At 62.3% G+C, this 17953-nt stretch carries 19 protein-coding genes and 1 tRNA gene; 13 read left to right on the forward strand and 7 right to left on the reverse strand.

Annotated features, from left to right (window positions below; genetic code table 11):
• Positions 1–17 precede the first annotated feature (17 nt).
• The 4 genes from ACMGF5_RS10075 to ACMGF5_RS10090 all read left to right on the forward strand — a co-directional run bounded on the left by ACMGF5_RS10075 (position 18) and on the right by ACMGF5_RS10090 (position 3784).
• The gene (locus ACMGF5_RS10075) at positions 18–1118 is read left to right on the forward strand and encodes a uroporphyrinogen-III C-methyltransferase (RefSeq protein WP_115273315.1); all 1101 of its coding nucleotides are present in this window, start codon (positions 18–20) and stop codon (positions 1116–1118) included.
• Complete coding sequence (locus ACMGF5_RS10080) at positions 1115–2353, forward strand: heme biosynthesis protein HemY (RefSeq protein ID WP_046786960.1); 1239 nt, start codon at positions 1115–1117, stop codon at positions 2351–2353. Before ACMGF5_RS10075 ends, ACMGF5_RS10080 begins: the two co-directional genes overlap by 4 nt.
• A 223-nt stretch (positions 2354–2576) precedes the next feature.
• Positions 2577–3083: a disulfide bond formation protein B gene (locus ACMGF5_RS10085; RefSeq protein ID WP_046786961.1), complete on the forward strand. Its 507-nt coding sequence runs from the start codon at positions 2577–2579 to the stop codon at positions 3081–3083.
• Between the two features lie 230 nt (positions 3084–3313).
• Positions 3314–3784 carry an Rsd/AlgQ family anti-sigma factor gene (locus ACMGF5_RS10090; protein WP_046786962.1) on the forward strand — a complete coding sequence of 157 codons (471 nt, stop codon included), beginning with the start codon at positions 3314–3316 and terminating at the stop codon, positions 3782–3784.
• Between the two features lie 9 nt (positions 3785–3793).
• On the opposite strand, the gene ACMGF5_RS10095 is transcribed toward ACMGF5_RS10090, so the two are convergent.
• Entirely contained in the window at positions 3794–4459 is a 666-nt protein-coding gene (locus ACMGF5_RS10095; RefSeq protein ID WP_119688087.1) for an FKBP-type peptidyl-prolyl cis-trans isomerase, read from the reverse strand.
• Between the two features lie 224 nt (positions 4460–4683).
• On the opposite strand from ACMGF5_RS10095, the gene ACMGF5_RS10100 reads away from it, so the two are divergent.
• Positions 4684–5733, forward strand: a complete 1050-nt coding sequence (locus ACMGF5_RS10100; RefSeq protein ID WP_204919356.1) for an AlgP family protein — start codon at positions 4684–4686, stop codon at positions 5731–5733.
• On the opposite strand, the gene ACMGF5_RS10105 is transcribed toward ACMGF5_RS10100, so the two are convergent.
• Entirely contained in the window at positions 5709–6191 is a 483-nt protein-coding gene (locus ACMGF5_RS10105; RefSeq protein ID WP_125923597.1) for a TIGR02444 family protein, read from the reverse strand. The genes ACMGF5_RS10100 and ACMGF5_RS10105 overlap by 25 nt on opposite strands.
• 50 nt (positions 6192–6241) lie before the next feature.
• Here ACMGF5_RS10105 and ACMGF5_RS10110 point away from each other — a divergent pair, with 50 nt between their 5' ends.
• Both ACMGF5_RS10110 and ACMGF5_RS10115 read left to right on the forward strand, forming a co-directional pair.
• Complete coding sequence (locus ACMGF5_RS10110) at positions 6242–8152, forward strand: ATP-binding cassette domain-containing protein (protein WP_046786966.1); 1911 nt, start codon at positions 6242–6244, stop codon at positions 8150–8152.
• A gap of 180 nt (positions 8153–8332) precedes the next feature.
• Positions 8333–8965, forward strand: coding sequence for a LysE family transporter (locus ACMGF5_RS10115; RefSeq protein ID WP_012312213.1), 633 nt, complete (start codon positions 8333–8335; stop codon positions 8963–8965).
• A 28-nt stretch (positions 8966–8993) separates the two neighbouring features.
• On the opposite strand, the gene ACMGF5_RS10120 is transcribed toward ACMGF5_RS10115, so the two are convergent.
• Positions 8994–9746, reverse strand: coding sequence for a slipin family protein (locus ACMGF5_RS10120; protein ID WP_012312214.1), 753 nt, complete (start codon positions 9744–9746; stop codon positions 8994–8996).
• Positions 9747–9748: 2 nt separating this feature from the next.
• A complete protein-coding gene (locus tag ACMGF5_RS10125; protein WP_046786967.1) occupies positions 9749–11098 on the reverse strand; it encodes an NfeD family protein in 1350 nt (449 codons plus the stop codon).
• A 96-nt stretch (positions 11099–11194) separates the two neighbouring features.
• Between ACMGF5_RS10125 and ACMGF5_RS10130 the strand changes: the two genes are divergently transcribed.
• From ACMGF5_RS10130 to ACMGF5_RS10140, 3 genes are all read left to right on the forward strand, one after another.
• Entirely contained in the window at positions 11195–11653 is a 459-nt protein-coding gene (locus ACMGF5_RS10130; RefSeq protein WP_039601719.1) for an aminoacyl-tRNA deacylase, read from the forward strand.
• A gap of 61 nt (positions 11654–11714) precedes the next feature.
• Complete coding sequence (locus ACMGF5_RS10135; protein WP_012312217.1) at positions 11715–11957, forward strand: DUF2789 domain-containing protein; 243 nt, start codon at positions 11715–11717, stop codon at positions 11955–11957.
• Positions 11958–12027: 70 nt separating this feature from the next.
• Positions 12028–12666 carry an NADH:ubiquinone oxidoreductase subunit N gene (locus tag ACMGF5_RS10140; RefSeq protein ID WP_115273320.1) on the forward strand — a complete coding sequence of 213 codons (639 nt, stop codon included), beginning with the start codon at positions 12028–12030 and terminating at the stop codon, positions 12664–12666.
• Positions 12667–12672: 6 nt separating this feature from the next.
• On the opposite strand, the gene ACMGF5_RS10145 is transcribed toward ACMGF5_RS10140, so the two are convergent.
• Complete coding sequence (locus ACMGF5_RS10145; RefSeq protein WP_012312219.1) at positions 12673–13110, reverse strand: CBS domain-containing protein; 438 nt, start codon at positions 13108–13110, stop codon at positions 12673–12675.
• Positions 13111–13364: 254 nt separating this feature from the next.
• Here ACMGF5_RS10145 and ACMGF5_RS10150 point away from each other — a divergent pair, with 254 nt between their 5' ends.
• The 3 genes from ACMGF5_RS10150 to ACMGF5_RS10160 are packed head-to-tail and all read left to right on the forward strand — an operon-like array spanning position 13365 to position 17361.
• On the forward strand, positions 13365–14903 hold the full coding sequence (locus tag ACMGF5_RS10150) for an OmpA family protein (protein WP_237859753.1): 1539 nt from the start codon (positions 13365–13367) through the stop codon (positions 14901–14903).
• Positions 14904–14923: 20 nt separating this feature from the next.
• Positions 14924–16531: a hypothetical protein gene (locus ACMGF5_RS10155; protein WP_115273322.1), complete on the forward strand. Its 1608-nt coding sequence runs from the start codon at positions 14924–14926 to the stop codon at positions 16529–16531.
• Positions 16528–17361: a hypothetical protein gene (locus ACMGF5_RS10160; protein ID WP_115273323.1), complete on the forward strand. Its 834-nt coding sequence runs from the start codon at positions 16528–16530 to the stop codon at positions 17359–17361. The genes ACMGF5_RS10155 and ACMGF5_RS10160 overlap by 4 nt, the downstream gene beginning before the upstream one ends.
• 74 nt (positions 17362–17435) lie before the next feature.
• Here the strand turns inward: ACMGF5_RS10160 and ACMGF5_RS10165 are convergent.
• Both ACMGF5_RS10165 and ACMGF5_RS10170 read right to left on the reverse strand, forming a co-directional pair.
• Positions 17436–17512, reverse strand: a tRNA-Arg gene (locus ACMGF5_RS10165).
• Positions 17503–17865 carry a hypothetical protein gene (locus tag ACMGF5_RS10170; RefSeq protein WP_119688091.1) on the reverse strand — a complete coding sequence of 121 codons (363 nt, stop codon included), beginning with the start codon at positions 17863–17865 and terminating at the stop codon, positions 17503–17505. Before ACMGF5_RS10170 ends, ACMGF5_RS10165 begins: the two co-directional genes overlap by 10 nt.
• Positions 17866–17953: the final 88 nt, after the last annotated feature.

Raw genomic sequence — 17953 nt, forward strand, 5'->3', positions numbered from 1 at the left:
ATGCAAAGGATGGATACGTGAGCGAAACTGTCTTGTCCCACAATGATCAGCCGTCGGCGCAGGAGCCGACGCAACCCGTCACCCCCCCACCTGCCAAACGTTCCGGCACAGGCCTGGCCTTGCTGGCATTGTTGGTGGGTGCCGCTGGGGTCGCAGTGGGCGGGTGGGGTGTCTGGCAGGTGCGGCATCTGCAAGGCAGTGAGCTGAGCCAGGGTGAGCACCTCGAGGCGCTTAGCCAGCGTGCCGCTGCACTGCAGCAGCGCGAGCAACAGATCAGTGCCCAGTTGGCCAGCCTGCCGGCAGCCAGCGAACTGGAAGACCGCCGCCGCCTGGTGGCGCAGTTGCAGGGTGACCAGCAGCGCTTGAGCCAGCGGCTTGAAACCGTGCTTGGCGAAAGCCGCAAGGAATGGCGCCTGGCCGAGGCCGAGCACCTGTTGCGCCTGGCCACCCTGCGGCTTTCGGCCCTGCAGGACATCACCAGCGCCAAGGCCCTGGTCGAAGGCGCCGACGAAATCCTGCGCGAGCAGAGCGACCCTGGCTCGTTTGCCGCGCGCGAGCAGTTGGCGCGTAGCCTGGCAACGCTCAACAGCACCCAGCAGCCGGACCGTACCGGTTTGTATCTGAAGCTGGCTGCCCAGCGGGAGTTGGTGCAGCAGCTCAACGCCCAGTCGCCGGAATTCGACAGCGATGCCGATGCCCTCGGTGCTTTGACCGCCGATGGCGATGGCGCCAGCCGCCTGGCGCAGTGGTGGGCGGAGATTTCCAAGTACTTCCAGATCGATTTCAACGCCGACGACAACGTCCGTCCGTTGCTGGCCGGGCAGTCGCTCAACCAGTTGCGCCTGGCCCTGAGCCTGACCATCGAGCAAGCCCAGTGGGCTGCGCTCAATGGCGACGCCAAGGTCTACACCCAGGCGCTGGATGATGCGCGCAGTGTGCTGGTGGCCAATTTCAACGCTGACAACCCGCAGAGCAAGGCCATGCTCGAAAGCCTCAATGCGCTGGCCGAGCAACCGGTGTCGGTGGTTACCCCGGACCTGAGCGAAAGCCTGGCTGCGGTGCAGGCGTATATCCAGCGCCGCCATCTGCCTGCCGAGGGTGAGGGGGGCAAACCATGAAACGTGTGTACCTGCTGGCCGTGCTGGCGATCGTGATCGCTGCGGCACTGGGCATCGCGGTGGCCAAGCACAGCGGCTACGTATTGATTTCCTACGGTGGCTTCCGTTACCAGTCCGGGCTGTGGGCGGCGCTCGCGGCGCTGGTTGCCGTGCTCGCACTGTTGTGGCTGCTGCGCTATCTGGTTGGGCTGGTGCTGACGTCCAGTGGTGTGGTCAACCCCTGGTCGCGACGCAACCGCAGCCGTCGCATTCGCATCGCAATCGAGCAGGGCCAGCTGGACCTCGCCGAGGGTCGTTGGGCCAGCGCCCAACGTCACTTGCACCGCGCCGCCGAGGCCGAACGCCAGCCATTGCTGTATTACCTCGGTGCCGCGCGTGCGGCCAATGAACAGGGGCGAACGGAAGACAGGGACAACCTGCTCGAGCGTGCACTGGAGCGTCAGCCCCAGGCGGAACTGGCGGTCGCCCTGGCCCATGCGCAATTGCAGATGGACCGTGGCGAAAGCGATGGCGCCCTGGAAGCCCTGCTGGCCATGCAGGAGCGGCACCCGCACAACAATCAGGTCTTGCGCTTGTTGCAGCGCCTGTATCTGGAGCGCGGCGACTGGTCGGCGTTGATTCGCCTGTTGCCCGACTTGCGCAAGGGCAAAGTGCTGCCGGCCGAGGAACTCGCTGCACTGGAACAGCGTGCCTGGGGTCAGAACCTGGGGCTTGCGGCGACCCGTGGCGACGATGAGCAAAGCGCCCGTCAGTCGTTGGAGCGCGCCTGGCAACAGCTGACTGCGGCCCAGCGTCAGGAGCCCCGGTTGGTGCTGGCTTATGCCGAACAACTGCGCCAGGTGGGCGCTCAAGGCGAAGCCGAACAGGTACTACGCGCTGCCCTCAAGCGTGACTACGAAAGCCACCTTGCGCGCCTGTATGGCCTGGTGCGCGGCGATGATCCGGCGCGTCAACTGCAAACAGCCGAGGGCTGGCTCAAGGCGCATCCCCAGGACCCGAGCCTGTTGCTGACGCTTGGACGCCTTTGCTTGCAGAACCGCCTTTGGGGCAAGGCGCGCGATTACCTGGAAAGCAGCTTGCGCATGGAGCGCAACCCGGAAACCTGCGCCGAACTGGCCCGGCTGCTGGCTGGCCTCGGTGAGACCGAACGCAGTAACCAGCTGTTCCAGGAAGGCCTGGGCCTGCTTGATGAGCGGTTGTTGGCCCTGCCATTGCCCGAGGCCGTGCGCGCCTGAGAGGCCCCATGAGCCCGCACTGAGGGCGGGCTCATGGGGTGGCTGGTGAGTCTCGCGATACCTGTTTTCTTCTGTAATACGCTTCGCAAGAAATTTCCCACAATGCGAGTGGAAATTTCTTCTACCCCTCAGTGACTTATCTCCCCTGTAGTGCCTTGAAACAAAGCACATCTTTCCTCTACCGTTCCAAGCCACTCAATTTGCCCCGGGACCACCACCTTTCATGTTGCCGGCCCGCTTGCGCACGTTTTTTCTACCGGCCTGCCTTGCCTCGTTGGCGGTGCTGGTCGCGTCCTTTTACCTGGAGCGCACCCTCGGTCTGGTGCCTTGCCCGCTGTGCTTCAGCCAGCGGTTTCTGTTGGGCGTGTATGCCATGATCTGCCTGTGTGCGGCCGTGCATGCGTCGGGCGTTGCCGCTGTGTGCCAGTATGCGCGAGCAGCCCTGGGCTGTTCGGCAGCCGGGGCCCTGCTGGCGGCCAGGCATGTCTGGATACAAGGGGAAATTGGTACAAGCCACGAGTGCCCGGCGCCTTTCTGGCATGTAGTGGAAAGCTCCTGGCGTGAAGCGGCCCGTCAACTCTTGCTCGGCGGCCCCGATTGCAGCTCGTTGACCTGGAGCTTTCTTGACCTGACCTTGCCCGAATGGAGCCTGCTGGCCTTCTTGCTGCTGGCAGTGCTGCCCTTGACCTGCCTGCTGGCGTATCGTTTCCGCACACTGGGCAAAGCTTGAGTTGGCGCGGCTGCGGTAGCCGGCACGACCAGTGGTGATACCCCAGGGTATTAAACACTTGTATGAACTTTGTCTGCTGCGTACCTTGAAGGGCAGCACGCGCGGGAATAATCTCCCAGCACGCATACCAAAAACACAACTGCTCGATGCCGTCCTGCTGATGTCACCTTTGTACCGCACGATCGGGGTGCGAGGTGCAGCGGCATCTACCCAGAAGGGAAGAGATCGCCATGCTCGATAGTTGTCAGAACGCCCAGGAACGCTGGGGTGGGGTTCACAAGCTGATCGACACCTGGCTCAAGGAGCGGGAGGAGTTGGTTCAGGCCTTCGGTGCCTTGCGCGATGCCAAGCCGGCATTTGCGGACAAGGACAAGAGCCGCGACTTTTGTGCGGTGCTTGTCGATTACGTGTCAGCCTGGCATTTCGAGGTCAGTGAACAACTGGTCACCGAGGCCAAGGCGTTTGGTGACCAGAAAGCGCTGAAGCTGGCTGAAGAGATCAACCCGCGGATCAATGACATTACCCAGATTGCGCTGGCTTTCAATGACCATTGCGAGAAAGGTGATTGCAAGGACACTGAGCGCTTCGCCGATAAACTCGGCAAGCTCGGCAGCCTGCTGCACGAACGCTTCGAGCTCGAAGACTGCCTGATCGAGGTGTTGCACAACGCGCACAAGGAAGAAGACGCGGTCCAGGCCTGAGGGTCGACGTCAGCCGCCGACCGCCAGCAGCTCGATTTCGAACACCAGAGGTGTATAGGGCGCGATCAGATCACCCGCGCCCTCGGCACCGTAGGCTTGTGCCGAGGGGATCACCAGGCGCCATTTCGCACCTGCTTTCATGTGTGGCAACGCCACCTGCCACCCTTCGATGACCGAGTCCAGGCTGAACCACTGTGGCTGCAGGTTCTGATCGAACACCGTGCCGTCAGGCAACTTGCCTACATAGCGTACTTGCACCTTGCCCTTGGGGTTGGGCTGCGCGCCGATACCACTTTTCAGTTCACTGTAGAGCACGCCCTCAGGCAGCTCATGCACACCGGCGCGTGCGCGTTCATTGGCCATGAAACGCGCCTCTATAGCTTGCAGTTTTTCCACTTCGGCTTGCACGGCGGCGTTGTTCGCCTGTTCTTCATGCTGCTGAAGAATGGCTTGCATGCGAGCCTTGTCGAGTTTGAGGGGCTGGTTCTGATAGGACTGGCGAAGGCCTTCAACCAACGCCTCCAGCTGCAATCCAGGCACTTCCTGGCGCAGTCGCTCTCCAAGGCTGGCGCCCAGGCTGTAGGCCACGTCGTGATCGCTGGCAGGAGCCGTTTCGGGGGCGGCGAGTGCGATAGGAGCCGCCAGGCACAGGCCGATAAAAAGATAACGAGGCATGGTCAACTCCGAGCTCAAGAGCTGCGAAGTATGCCAGCCTTGTTGCTTCGATTTGCGTAAATGTCGGCAACGATTTGCTAAGCAACTACACTTTCACGCAGCTGCAAGACAACAACTTTGCCCAGGCATGCAACGCGGCGCCAACGATACTGTCAACATGCCCTAGCGGCGGTAGCAGCACAAGCATAGTATTAGCCGCAAACTCGTCAGCCAGGAGGTAAACCATGTCGGCCAAGAAGAAGCCTGTAAGTACGCCGTTACACCTGCTCCAGCAACTTTCGGGCAGCTTGCTCGAACACTTGGAAGATGCCTGCTCGCAAGCGCTGGCTGATGCGGAAAAACTGCTGGCAAAGTTGGAAAAGCAGCGCGGCAAGGCCCAGGAAAAACTGCACAACGGTCGCCTGAAGTTGCAGGACGCGGCCAAGGCAGGTAAAGCCAAGGCCCAGGGCAAAGCCCAGAAAGCCATTGGTGAACTTGAGTCGTTGCTCGACTCGCTCAAAGAGCGTCAGACGCAAACCCGTACTTATATTCAGCAACTCAAACGCGATGCCCAGGAAAGCCTGAAGCTGGCCCAGGGTGTAGGCAAGGTGCGTGAGGCTGCTGGCAAGGCACTGGACCAGCGGGCTGTGGCAGCCAAATCGGCTAAGCCAGCCACTGCAAAAGCGCCTGCCAGAGCAGCGGCCAAACCTGCAGCAAGGCCGGCCGCCAAAGCTGCCGCAAAAGCGCCTGCCAAGGCCGCCGCTGCCAAGGCGCCGTCGCGCGCTGCTGCCAAGCCTGCTGCCGTAAAAGCCCCGGCCAAGGCTGCGGCTAAACCTGCAGCCAAACCGGCCGCTGCCAAAGTGGCTGCAGCCAAGGCGCCATCGCGCGCTGCTGCGGCCAAGCCAGCTACCACCAAGGCCCCGGCCAAAACCGCTGCTGCCAAGCCTGCCGCCAAACCAGCCGCTTCCAAAGGGGCTGCGGCTAAACCGGCCGCGGCCAAAGCGCCGGCTAAAACCACTGCAGCCAAGCCCGCTGCGAAAGCTGCCGCCAAGCCTGCAGCCAAGCCCGCTGCGAAAGCTGCCGCCAAGCCTGCAGCCAAGCCTGCAGCCAAGCCAGCCGCCAAAGCTCCGGCCAAGGCTGCGGCCAAACCTGCCGCTGCCAAGCCGGTCGCCAGCAAACCGGCTGAAGCCAAGCCGGCTACGCCTGCGGTGACCAACTCGGCAGGCCCCGCTACCCCGGCGCCGTCCTCGGCACCGGCAAGCACCTCGCCTCAGACGCCGTCTTCGGCCTCCTGAAGCCCTGTGGCGGCGACTCGCAGCTGAGCCAGCGAGTCGTGGCCACGGACCTGGTCGGGCGCCAGCCTGGCCAGCCAATCGTCTGCGGGCTCAAGCGAGCCCGTGGGCCATTGCCTTGCGCATTCCTCAAGGCGTTGCAGCAAGCGCTTCTCCGCCTGCAGTTCCAAGCCCTTTACGTGCTCACGCAACGCCTCCAGGTGCAGGTCATGCTGTGCGGCCGTCCGCCATTGCTGGCGCAAACTGCGTAGCGGCGTTACCACTTCAGTTTGCCAAGGCTCGGCAATGGCGCGCAAAGCGTCGATTCGCCCGGCTTCTACGGCGACACCTCGGGTTTGCAGCCAGCTCGCGCACAGCAGCAGGCACACATCGCCCCCTTGGGCCTGAACGCTCAGGCAAGCCGCTTCGACTCCCGGCCGGGCATACAGGGCCAGGGCGTAATTCCACAGGTCGGTGTACATGATTCCACTTACGCTCCGGGTCGAGGAAGCTGGTAGACTCCGCGACCATCATGATCAGACTATCCAACCTCACTTTACAGCGTGGTCCGCAGCGCTTGCTAGAAGGCGCCGAGATGACCCTGCACGCCGGTCACAAGGCCGGCCTGATCGGCGCTAACGGCGCCGGAAAATCCAGCCTGTTCGCCTTGCTGCGCGGTGAGCTGTCGCCTGATGGTGGCGACTGCCAGCTGCCGGGTGACTGGCGCATCGCCCACATGCGTCAGGAGGTCGATACGCTCGATCGCCTGGCCGTGGACTATGTGCTCGATGGCGACGCGCGCCTGCGCAAGGTCCAGGCCGAGCTCGCCGTGGCCGAGACGGCCCACGACGGCACGGCCCTGGCACGCCTGCACAGTGAGCTGGAAAGCGCTGACGGCTATACCGCCGATGCCCGTGCGCGCAAATTGCTGGCCGGTCTTGGTTTTACCAACGAGCAGATGGACCGCCGCGTCGGCGACTTCTCCGGTGGCTGGCGGATGCGTCTGAACCTGGCCCAGGCCCTGATGTGCCCATCCGACCTGCTGCTGCTCGACGAACCGACCAACCACCTGGACCTCGATGCGATCCTGTGGCTCGAAGACTGGCTCAAGGGCTACCCGGGCACGCTGTTGCTGATTTCCCACGACCGCGATTTCCTGGATGCTGTTGTCGACCATGTATTGCACGTCGAGCAGCGCAAGCTGAACCTGTACAAGGGTGGCTATACCGCCTTCGAACGCACCCGTGCCGAGCGCCTGGCGCAGCAGCAGCAAGCCTACGAGAAGCAACAGGCCCAGCGTGCGCACATGGAAAAGTACATTGCCCGCTTCAAGGCCCAAGCCACCAAGGCCCGTCAGGCGCAGAGCCGGATCAAGGCCCTGGAGCGCATGGAAGAGCTGTCGGCGGCGCACGTCGATTCGCCGTTCGACTTCGTTTTCCGTGAATCGCAGAAGATTTCCAGCCCGCTGCTGAGCCTTTCCGAAGGCTGTCTGGGCTATGGCGACAAGGCGATCCTCGACAAGGTCAAGCTGCAGCTGGTGCCCGGTGCGCGCATCGGCCTGCTGGGCCCTAACGGCGCCGGCAAGTCGACCCTGATCAAGAACCTTGCCGGCGAACTAGCGCCGCTGTCGGGCCGCCTGGTGCTGGGTGAGAACCTGGCAGTCGGTTACTTCGCCCAGCATCAGCTGGACTCGCTGGACGACAAGGCTAGCCCGCTGTTGCACTTGCAGCGCATTGCGCCGGCCGAGCGCGAGCAGACCCTGCGTGACTTCCTCGGCGGGTTCGACTTCCATGGCGACCGCGTGGACGAGCCGGTGGTGAATTTCTCCGGGGGCGAAAAAGCCCGCCTGGCGCTGGCCCTGATCGCCTGGGAGCGGCCAAACCTGCTGCTGCTCGACGAACCGACCAACCACCTGGACCTGGAAATGCGCCTGGCGCTGACCATGGCGTTGCAGGAGTTTGCCGGTGCCGTGGTAGTCGTGTCCCACGACCGCCACCTGCTCAAGAGCACCACCGACGATTTCCTGCTGGTGGCCGATGGCAAGGTCGATACCTTCGATGGCGACCTGGACGACTACAGCCGTTGGCTGGTCGAGTACCGGCAGCGCAGCGCACCGGCTAGCAACGCGCCGGCCAACCCGGACAAGACCGACAAGAAGGCCCAGCGCCAGGCCGCCGCTGCCTTGCGCCAGCAACTGGCACCGCACAAGAAGGCTGCCGACAAGCTGGAGGCCGAGCTCAACCAGGTGCATGCGCAACTGGCCGAGATCGAAACCGCCTTGGGCGACAGCGGCCTCTACGAGGTGGCGCGCAAAGATGAACTGCGCGACCTGCTGGCCCGCCAGAGCAAGCTCAAGCAGCGTGAAGGCGAACTCGAGGAAGGCTGGATGCAAGCCCTGGAAACGTTGGAGAGCATGCAGGCCGAGCTTGAGGCGCTGTCCTGAAGCCTGGGTTGGCGCAGGCTTGAGGGCTAGATCGCTATAGGATTTGCGGATGCCAGGCCGGGCATTTACAGCACACCCGAAATACCCGGCTTGCCTTTGAACTCTGCAAAATTCGCTGGTTATTTTTTCGCCAAAACCTTAGCTTAACGTTTTGCAACATATGTTCGAGCGAGGTGTGTGATGTCGATGGAAGTGTGGTTGGGCTTCTTTGCCGCGTGTTGGGTGATCAGCCTTTCACCCGGGGCCGGGGCGATCGCCTCGATGTCCAGCGGCCTGCAATATGGTTTCTGGCGCGGCTACTGGAACGCGCTGGGCCTGCAGATTGGCCTGGTCGTGCAGATTGCCATCATCGCAGCGGGTGTCGGCGCCATCCTTGCCGCTTCCGCTACAGCGTTCACCATCATCAAATGGTTCGGCGTCGCCTACCTGGTCTACCTGGCCTACAAGCAATGGCGCGCTTTGCCGATGGACATGACCGATGAGTCCGCCGTGCGTCCGATCGGCAAGCCGTTGAGCCTGGTGTTCCGAGGTTTCCTGGTCAACGTCAGCAACCCCAAGGCGCTGGTGTTCATGCTCGCTGTACTGCCGCAGTTCATCAACCCGCATGCTCCGCTGTTGCCACAATACGTGGCGATCACGGTCACCATGGTCACCGTCGACATGCTGGTGATGGCGGGTTATACCGGCTTGGCTTCGCGGGTGCTGCGCCTGTTGCGCACCCCCAAGCAACAGAAGCGTTTGAACCGGACGTTCGCGGGCTTGTTCATTGGTGCTGCCACGTTCCTGGCGACCTTGCGCCGCGCACCTGTCTGACCGATTTGCGGGGCCTTGCGCAGGCCCCTCATTTCTCTCGGTCCATCATCCCCTTGAGCAAGTCCAACGGCATCGGAAACACGATGGTCGATGTCTTGTCCCCGGCAATCGACCCCAGCGTCTGCATGTAGCGCAACTGCATGGCCCCCGGCTCCTTGCTGAGCATCTGCGCGGCCTGCATCAACTTCTCCGACGCCTGCAGTTCCCCTTCGGCGTGGATGACCTTGGCCCGGCGTTCACGCTCGGCTTCGGCCTGACGGGCAATGGCGCGGACCATCGATTCGTTGAGGTCGACGTGCTTGATCTCGACGTTGGCCACCTTGATGCCCCAGGCATCGGTTTGCGCGTCCAGCACCTGGCGAATATCCAGGTTCAACTGCTCGCGCTCGGCCAGCAGCTCGTCCAGCTCATGTTTGCCCAGCACCGCACGTAGCGTTGTCTGCGCCAGCTGGCTGGTGGCGACCAGGAAGTCTTCGACCTGGATGATCGCCTTCTGAGGGTCGAGCACGCGGAAATACAGCACCGCATTGACCTTCACTGACACGTTGTCGCGGGTGATCACATCCTGCGGCGGTACATCCAGCACCACGGTGCGCAGGTCCACCCGAACCATCTGCTGGATCACGGGGATGAGCAGGATCAGCCCTGGGCCTTTGACCTGCCAGAAGCGCCCCAGCTGGAACACCACGCCGCGCTCGTATTCGCGCAAGATACGAAACGCCGACAGCAGTAAGACGCCCAGCAGCATCAGCAGGGCGCCGAAACCCAATTGCATGAACATCGTCATTCTCCTTGCGCCGTAGGGGCAGCAGCGCTCACTTCGAGCATCACGCCATGACGCGCGGTGACCCGCACCTGCTGGCCGAGCTGCAAGGGCGTAGTGCACTGGACCTGCCATTGTTCGCCCTGGGCCATTACCGCGCCACAGAACGGATTGCCTGCCACCACCTGAGAGACACTCACCAAGCTGCCGACCAGGCCGGCATCACCGCTGACCAAGGCCCGCTTGCGAGCTTTGAGGGCCATGCCCAACACGCCACCGATCAACAATGCCGAGAGCACCGCCAGGCTCGCGATCAACGCCAGCGGAATGCCAAAGCCGGGGGCGTCGGTGTCTATCAGGATGACCGCGCCCACCACGAACGCCACGATGCCGCCAAAGCCGACCACACCAAAACTGGGCAGGAACGCCTCGGCGATCATGAAGGCGATACCGAGCATGACCAGCGCGACACCGGCAAAGCTCACCGGTAGCAATTGCAGGGCATACAGCGCCAGCAACAGGCAGATGCCACCGACCACGCCGCCCACGCCGGAGCCAGGGTTCATGAACTCGAACAGCAGGCCATAGACGCCGATCATGATCAGGATCAGTGCCACGCTGGGGTTGGTGATCACGGCCAAGAGGCGCGTGCGCCAGTCCGGCAGATGCTCGGCCAGGTTGGCGTCGCGGGTCTGCAACTGGCGCGGCTGGTCAGCGGCGATCAGGGTCTTGCCGTCGAGCTGGCGCAGCAGGTCAGGCAGGTCGTTGGCCACGTGGTCGATCACCTTCTGCTTGAGCGCTTCGCTGGCCGACAGGCTTACCGCTTCGCGTACAGCCTTTTCCGCCCAGTCGGCGTTGCGCCCGCGCAGCTGCGCCAGGCCGCGGATATAAGCGGCTGCATCGTTCACCTGCTTGCGCGCAAGGGCTTGTTCATTGGCGTCGGGCTTGGCCTTGTCATCCTTTGGTGTACCTGCAGGGCCGCCAATCTGCACGGGGGTGGCGGCGCCGAGGTTGGTCCCCGGCGCCATGGCCGCCACGTGGCTGGCATACAGGATGTAGGTGCCAGCGCTGGCAGCACGGGCACCGCCTGGGGCAACGAAGGTCGCAACCGGCACGGGGCTGGCGAGGATGACCTTGATGATCTGGCGCATGGCGCTGTCCAGGCCGCCGGGTGTATCCATGCGGATCACCACCAGTTGCGCGCCTTGTTCCTTGGCCTGATCCAGGCCGCGCACCACATAGTCGGCGCTGGCCGGCCCTATGGCATCATCGATGCTCAGCACCCAGATCGCCCCAGGCGCGGCCTGGCTGCCCGGGGCGAGGCCAAGCATCAGCACCAATAACCACCAGCGCCAGCAGCGAGCGATCACCTGTCGTCACCTTGTTCGCTTCTATACCCCAAGTTTAGCCATGCCTGCCCAGGCAGGGCCTAAAATTGGAGATGGGGGCGAAACCGGAGGTGCATCATGCGAATGGCCAAGACCCTGCAGCAGCGCCTGGACCAGGCCAACTGCGACTACGACATCATTCCCCATCCCCACTCGGCGACCAGCCTGGAATCGGCGCGTACGGCTGGTGTGCCGGCCGAGCGGGTTGCCAAGTCGGTCATGCTCGACGACCGCCATGGCAACTACATCATGGCCGTGCTGCCTGCCAATCGGCACCTGGACATGAGCAAGGTACGCATGTCTGGCGCCTGGCAACTGACCCGCGAAAGCGGCCTGCCGAGCTTGTTCGGTGACTGCGAGCGTGGCGCCATCCCGGCAATGGGTGACGCTTATCAGATAAAGATGCTGCTCGATTCGAGTCTTACCCGCCAGGGCGATGTCTACCTGGAGGCAGGTGACCACGATCACCTGATCCACATGAGCATGGAGCAGTACCTGAAACTGGTGCCGCAAGCCGAAGTACGCGAGCTGTGCTGATGTTCTCAAACCAATGCCGGGCTGGCGTCGTGGACGGCCCGCCCGGTACCCAGGAGGAAACATGGAAGCGCCTACCCACCACTTTTCCGAGCTGTTCAAGCAGTTGGGCTTGCCCGACGATCCTCAGAGCATCGATCAGTTCATCACCAGCCATTCACCGCTGAAAAACGAGATCAAGCTGGTGGATGCGCCGTTCTGGAGCGACTCCCAGCGCGCTTTTCTCAAGGAGAGCATCATTGAAGATTCCGATTGGGCAGTGCCCTTCGATCAACTCAACGAAGCGTTGCGCCGCCCCCGCAAATAAAGCGCCGAGCGGCACCTGACGAGTGATCGGCCGTTGCTATGCTCAGGAAAACAATAAGGGGATATGCGCGATGAAAGATCCCTACGCACCAGGTTTCTGGTGCACCGTGACCATCCTGGGCACCCTGACGGCCGGTTACTTCTACGGTATCCGCCATACACACCAGATGAGCCAGGCTGTGCAGTTTCTGTACGCTGCGGCGGCAGTCGCGGCGGCGGTCGCGCTGCTGGGCCTGACGTGGATCGCCTGGCAGCAACTGCACCTGAACAAGCGCGAGGTGATTCAGGGGCGAACATTGCTGACCATCTGGAACACCAAGGTAGCGCTACGCCGGGTAGAGACGGTTTTCGACCGGTATTTCTGGGGCAGCTATTGGCACTCGGGGCGCACCTTCGAGGAAGTGATGGGCGAGCTCAAGGGCACACCCCTGGAGCAAAGCCTGGATGCGCTCAAGCGCCAGTGCCGGGTGCTGGACCGCGAGATCCACGACCATCAGCATCACTGGCTGGCCAACGCCCGCGATCTCTCCAGTGTGGCCACGGCCATGGCACGCGAACGTTACCAGCTCGACCTGTGCGAGCCCTCGAGCAGTGGCCAGGGCAACACCGCAGTGCTCAATCGTGACCTTGAAGTGCTGGTTTACACCTGGTCGGCGCGCCTGCGCAGCTTCGACCATCAGTTGGACGAACTGGAGCGCGCTTACCATTGAGGGTGGTCATTCGCCGCGGATGTACTGCTCCAGCTGCAGGATCAGGCTGGCCTGTTCGGCGATGGTTTCCTTGACCAGGTCGCCGATCGACAGCAGCCCGAGCAGCTCGCCATTGCTGACCACTGGCAGGTGGCGCAGGTGGCGGTTGGTCATCAGGTTCATGCAGTACTCAAGATTCTGCTTGGGCTCCACCGTGACCACAGGAGCACTCATGATTTCCCGCACTGGCGTGGCCGCCGAAGAGCGCCCCTTGAGCACGAGCTTACGGGCATAGTCACGCTCGCTGACGATTCCCACTACCTGGTTGTTCTCCACCACCGGCAGCGCACCGACGTTTTTCTCCGCCAGCATTTTCAGGGCGTCGAGCACCGAGTCATCAGGGCCGATGGTGTAGACGGTCTGGTGCTGGGACTTGGTCTTGAGGATTTGTTCGACGTTCTTCATACAGGCCTCTGCGGGTGGAAAAAACGAGCTCTTGGAGTAACTAAAGCATCCGGCACGGTGGCCTGCACGGCAATGCAGGAAACGGCATCGAGTCGATTGAAAAACGTCATGGCTGAAGTCGGTGCGTGGTGAGGCAGTGGTCAGGCTTGAGGCCGCAGGTGGGATGTCGAATCGGATGGGGCAATATTCACGATAATCTGTGACAATGCATGTCAAGTTGCCATCACTCAGTCCTCTTTCGGCAAGGAGCCGCAATGCACCGTGTGTTTCGCCTTACAGCGCTAAGCTGTGCCTTCATCACCGCTGCCGGGTGCAGCACTCAGCAGATGGACACTATTTCCAAGAAAGTCAAAGACATTGGCAGGGACTACGGCATGCCGGTGCTCTGTGGTGTTGGTGTGGTGGCCGGGGGGGCTGCCGGTTACGCCCTCAAAGGCAAGGACGGCATCTTGCCGGGTGCTGCCGTAGGCGGCGCGGTGGGTTGCGTCGTGGGTTATGTCTGGCAGTCCCGACTGCAGGAGCTGGATCGCATCGCCAAGGAAGAAAACCTGAAGATCACCACCGAGAAGCTGACCGTGGCCTCGGCCGCCGTGGTAACCGCTGTGCCCGAGCAGGCAGGGTTGGTGACCCAGATCGAAGACAGCGGCATGTTCGCCACCGGCTCTGACCAGTTGACCCCAAGCGGCCAGCGCGCCGTGGCCAAGCTGGCGCAGATGTATGCCAAGCCTGCCGCCACCGATAAGCAGGCCGCCGCCAAGGAGTCGCAGGATCGTCGCCTGCTGATCGTCGGCCACAGTGATGCTGTGGGTAACGCCGAGTTCAACCAGAAGCTGTCTGAGCGCCGCGCCAAGACCGTGGGCAAGGTCATGCTGCAGGCGGGCATTCCCGCCAATGCGATCTACTACCAAGGGGCCGGAGCCTCGCGACCGATTGCCGACAACAGTGACCCGCTGTTGCGTGGCCAGAACCGCCGAGTGGAAATCGTCGAGCTGGCCAACGAACAGGCCCTGGTGATGCGGGCCCAGGCAGAGGCGAGCAACACGCGCTACCTGCACTATGGCACCTCGACCGCAGCCAAACCCAAGGCTGCCGGCAGCGCTCGGGCCAGTAGCACGCCGGCACAGGCCAAGCCGACCGAGCGGGAGACCGCAATGCCCGGTACGGGCGTCGCCAGCACCCCTGGCCGCACCAACCCCACGAAATCCGCTGCCCGGCCGCAAGTCGATTTCGCTGGCACGCCGGTGGCCAGCTACAACTGGACCATGGCCCAGAGCATCAAGCCCAAACAGAGCGGTTTCACTTTGATCAGCAGCGCTTATGCCGCGCAGATGCCGATGTCGAGCTGTGAGGCCGACAGGCCGCGCAACGCAGGCGAGGTCCTGAGCATGGTCAACGACCAGCCGCTGCAGCGGCGCGCTACCAAAGACTACCTGCCCGGTTATAACAACCGTGTCTGGGCCAATCTGGTCAATGGGCACCTGGTGACGGTGTCGCCGGTATCGATCCTGCGCGAGAACGCCAAGGTCGATCGCCAGCCGATCCTTCAGCTGGTCGAAGATTACAAGCTGCCCACGCAGCACAAGCCACGCACGATGAAAGCCGTGGCCAACACCTATGAAGGCGAAAGCGAAGTGCTGTACCGGGTCTTCGCCAGTGATGCCCAGGCATCGATTTCCTGCATGGATATCGTGTTCAGCAAGGGCAATGCCCAGGCCAGTCAAGGTGCCTTGTTCTATGCCGCCGGCGGTGATGCTTTCGTCGCTGCTTACAAGCCGATCCCGGCCACCAAATAACCCAGTCAAGGACGTCCTGAATGGAAGACTTTTCGCTAGCTGCACTCAAATCATTGATTCTCGCCAATCAGTTGTTCACCGCCGGCCTCCTTTCGCTGCTGGTTACTGCGCTGATCGTGCGTAAATACTGGGAGGAGGTGTCCTACTTTCTCATCCGTGTCTGGCACAGCCTCCCCCTGATCGGTACGGTGGCCCGGCTGTCGCGCAAGCGTTCCTCGGTCGACAGCGATGGCTGGATCAACCACGAAGTGACCTTGTCCAAGCCGTACTACGGCCAGTACAAGAAGTACATGAAGGGCGTCAACGCCTACAATGCCTCCCTTGACTACCTCGCCAAGGCCGGTGAGGCCGGGCGCTCGCCGCGCCCGGGTTGGGTGCTGGTGCTGGTGCTGATGCTGGTGCTGATCGAGGCCATGGGTTTTGCCTACGTCCTGGCGGGCTGGATGAACATGGATGCTTCTACCAATGACCGCCATTGGCTGACCGCCGGCACTGCGATCCTGCTCGCCGTCGCCTCGGCGTTCTTCGCCGAAGCCGCCGGCCATACGTTGCACCACAACAGCCTGATCGCCCGTGCACGCCACTGGTGGCAAGGTGAAGAGCCTACCAAGCGCTCGCGTTCGCTGAAGGCTGGCAAGGCGATCAACCTGGAAGACTCTTTCTCCGACGCGGACAAGCCGGACTACGAGCAACTGCTGGTACGGGTGAAGGACGTCAATTCCAACGTCTCGCGCAAGTTCGTCTGGCTGGTGGTCTGTGGTGTGTTCGTGGCGGCCATGGCCGTGGGGGCATTCGTCGTGCGCTCGGCGACCCTGGACAGCATCGAGACCGAGATGGTCAACGGTATGCGCGCAGAGTCCGCTGCGCAAAGCTCCAGTGCAGGTTCCCCGTTTGACCTGCCAGCAGAATCCCAGGCCATCAACGATGAGGCCGACAACGCCACCATCGATGACAAGATGCAAGCGATACGCCAGGCCAGCCTGACCACCTACATCATGCTGTCACTGATCTACATCGCTATTCAGGGCATCAGCATCTGGCTGGCCAGCCGTTACTACTTTGCCGGCACCCACTCGCCAACCGCCTGGCGCCTGACCCACGAGTACGCCACCGCCGAGGAAATGCTCGACGCGATGGATCAGAAGCGTCATGCCATTGCCAGCCACGCCGACGACAAGCTGCGCCGTCTGCAGACCTCGCTGTCTGGCCGCGACCACACCGACGCCGCTGTGCTGCACGCGCTGGAAGGTGAGAACACCGCACATCGCAACTTCCTCGCCTACGTCGAGTACAAGGCCGGCAAGGTCGCGCCCCAGGCAGTCAAGCCAAAACCTAGCGTTGAAGCCGCTGCGCCAGCGCCTGCCGCGCAACCTGTAGCCCCCGCCCCGGTTGCGCAGCAGGCTGCTGTATTCGAGCCTGTCGCAGTGCCCTTGGCCGAGCCTGCCGCCCCTGCCGAAATCAAGGCTTCGGACTTCCACGACATGACTGGCCTGCCTGAAGAGAACCTGGCTGCCGCCAGCCGTGCGCTGAATGTCAGCGAGGCACAACTGCGTGACATCCGCGAGCAACAGCAGGCGCTCAAGGCGCTTGGCCTGTTCCCTGCGAAAAAGGAGGGCATGCTGTCATGAGGCTTGCCAAGGCCCTGATCCTTGCGCTGGCGTTGCCTTGCGCAGCACTGGCTGCTGAGCGCAATGACCTGCAGAGCTGCTACACGCGCAATGGTCTGGCTGACATCAAGCCTGCAGCGTCCGGGCGCGAGCTGGTGGTGATCATCGATCAGACCATCCCGATGCCTGAAGACCTGCAGCGCAGCAGCTGGGGCCAGATCGACCGGTTCGTTCAGCCGGGCGATCGCGTCAGGCTCTATACATTCTCAGCGTTCTTGCCGGGGGAGTATCAGCGCCTGGTGTACGCCGGTGAGCTGGACATGCCGTTGCAGGGCGAGGTTCGCGACGACGTCAACATGCGCAAGCTGAGGGGCCTGGATCAGTGCCTGGCGACCCAGAAGAAAGCGTTCCAGGCCGGCTTCGGCGGGCTGTTCGTCAAAGGGCTGCGTGACGCTCGCCAGGATATCCCCAAGAGCGAAATCATGAACACCTTGCGCCGGGTTGGTGAGGACATGAGCAAAGAGCAGGGTGTCCAGGAGCGGGTGGTGTATCTGATTTCGGACATGCTCGAGCATTCGGACTACACCAGCTTCTATGCGGCAAACCAGATCAAGCAGCTCAATGTCAGTAATGAACTCAAGCTGGCACAGAGCAAAGGGCTGTATGCGGACCTGCAGGGTGCCAGGGTGTATGTTTCCGGTGCAGGCCTGGTTACCGATGCGGTGAAGCATGCCTACCGATCGGGCAAGACCATGGATGCGTTGAACGATTTCTGGGCGCAATACCTGAATGCGTCCAACGCGACCCTGGAAGGTTTCGGCACGCCGAGCCTGAGTACTGATCTTCGCTAAGCAGGGAGGGGCTGCAAACCAGCCCCGGTCCGCCAACGAAAAAGCCCCGGGCGCAGGCCCAGGGCTTTTTGATATGGCGCACTCGGCGGGATTCGAACCCACGACCCCTGCCTTCGGAGGGCAGTACTCTATCCAGCTGAGCTACGAGTGCAACGCGCACGCATGATACCCATCTGATTCGGTTGCGTCCATCGCCTTGATCTTTGTCCATTTTTCCTGATCCAGGTGCACTTGCGCAACGCACACCAGATTGCGCAATTTTTGCGCAATCACCTCGGCCCGATGCCTGCTCAGCCCGCCGATACCTATTTCGATGTCCAGCAAGTCATCTTGCTGGCTGACTTGCACGCTGTGCGGCGTCAGAAACTGCAGGGCGAACAGGTTGAGTACCCGGCACAGGGTATCCGGCTCGGCTTCGGCTTGTAGGCGATAGCACACGTTGCTGTGGCTACTGCTGGCGGCCCAGGCATCGGTTCGGGGCAGGGGGCGTTCAAATGGGTTCATGCTGGTCTCCGCAAAGGTGGGAGAAATTCTGGCAGGTTGATGCCGGCTTTTTTTCGCTATTATTTGATTAATTAGCCATTCAGGCGAA

The organism is Pseudomonas sp. BNK-15 (genome assembly GCF_047456105.1).
Taxonomy (GTDB): Bacteria; Pseudomonadota; Gammaproteobacteria; order Pseudomonadales; family Pseudomonadaceae; genus Aquipseudomonas; species Aquipseudomonas putida_E.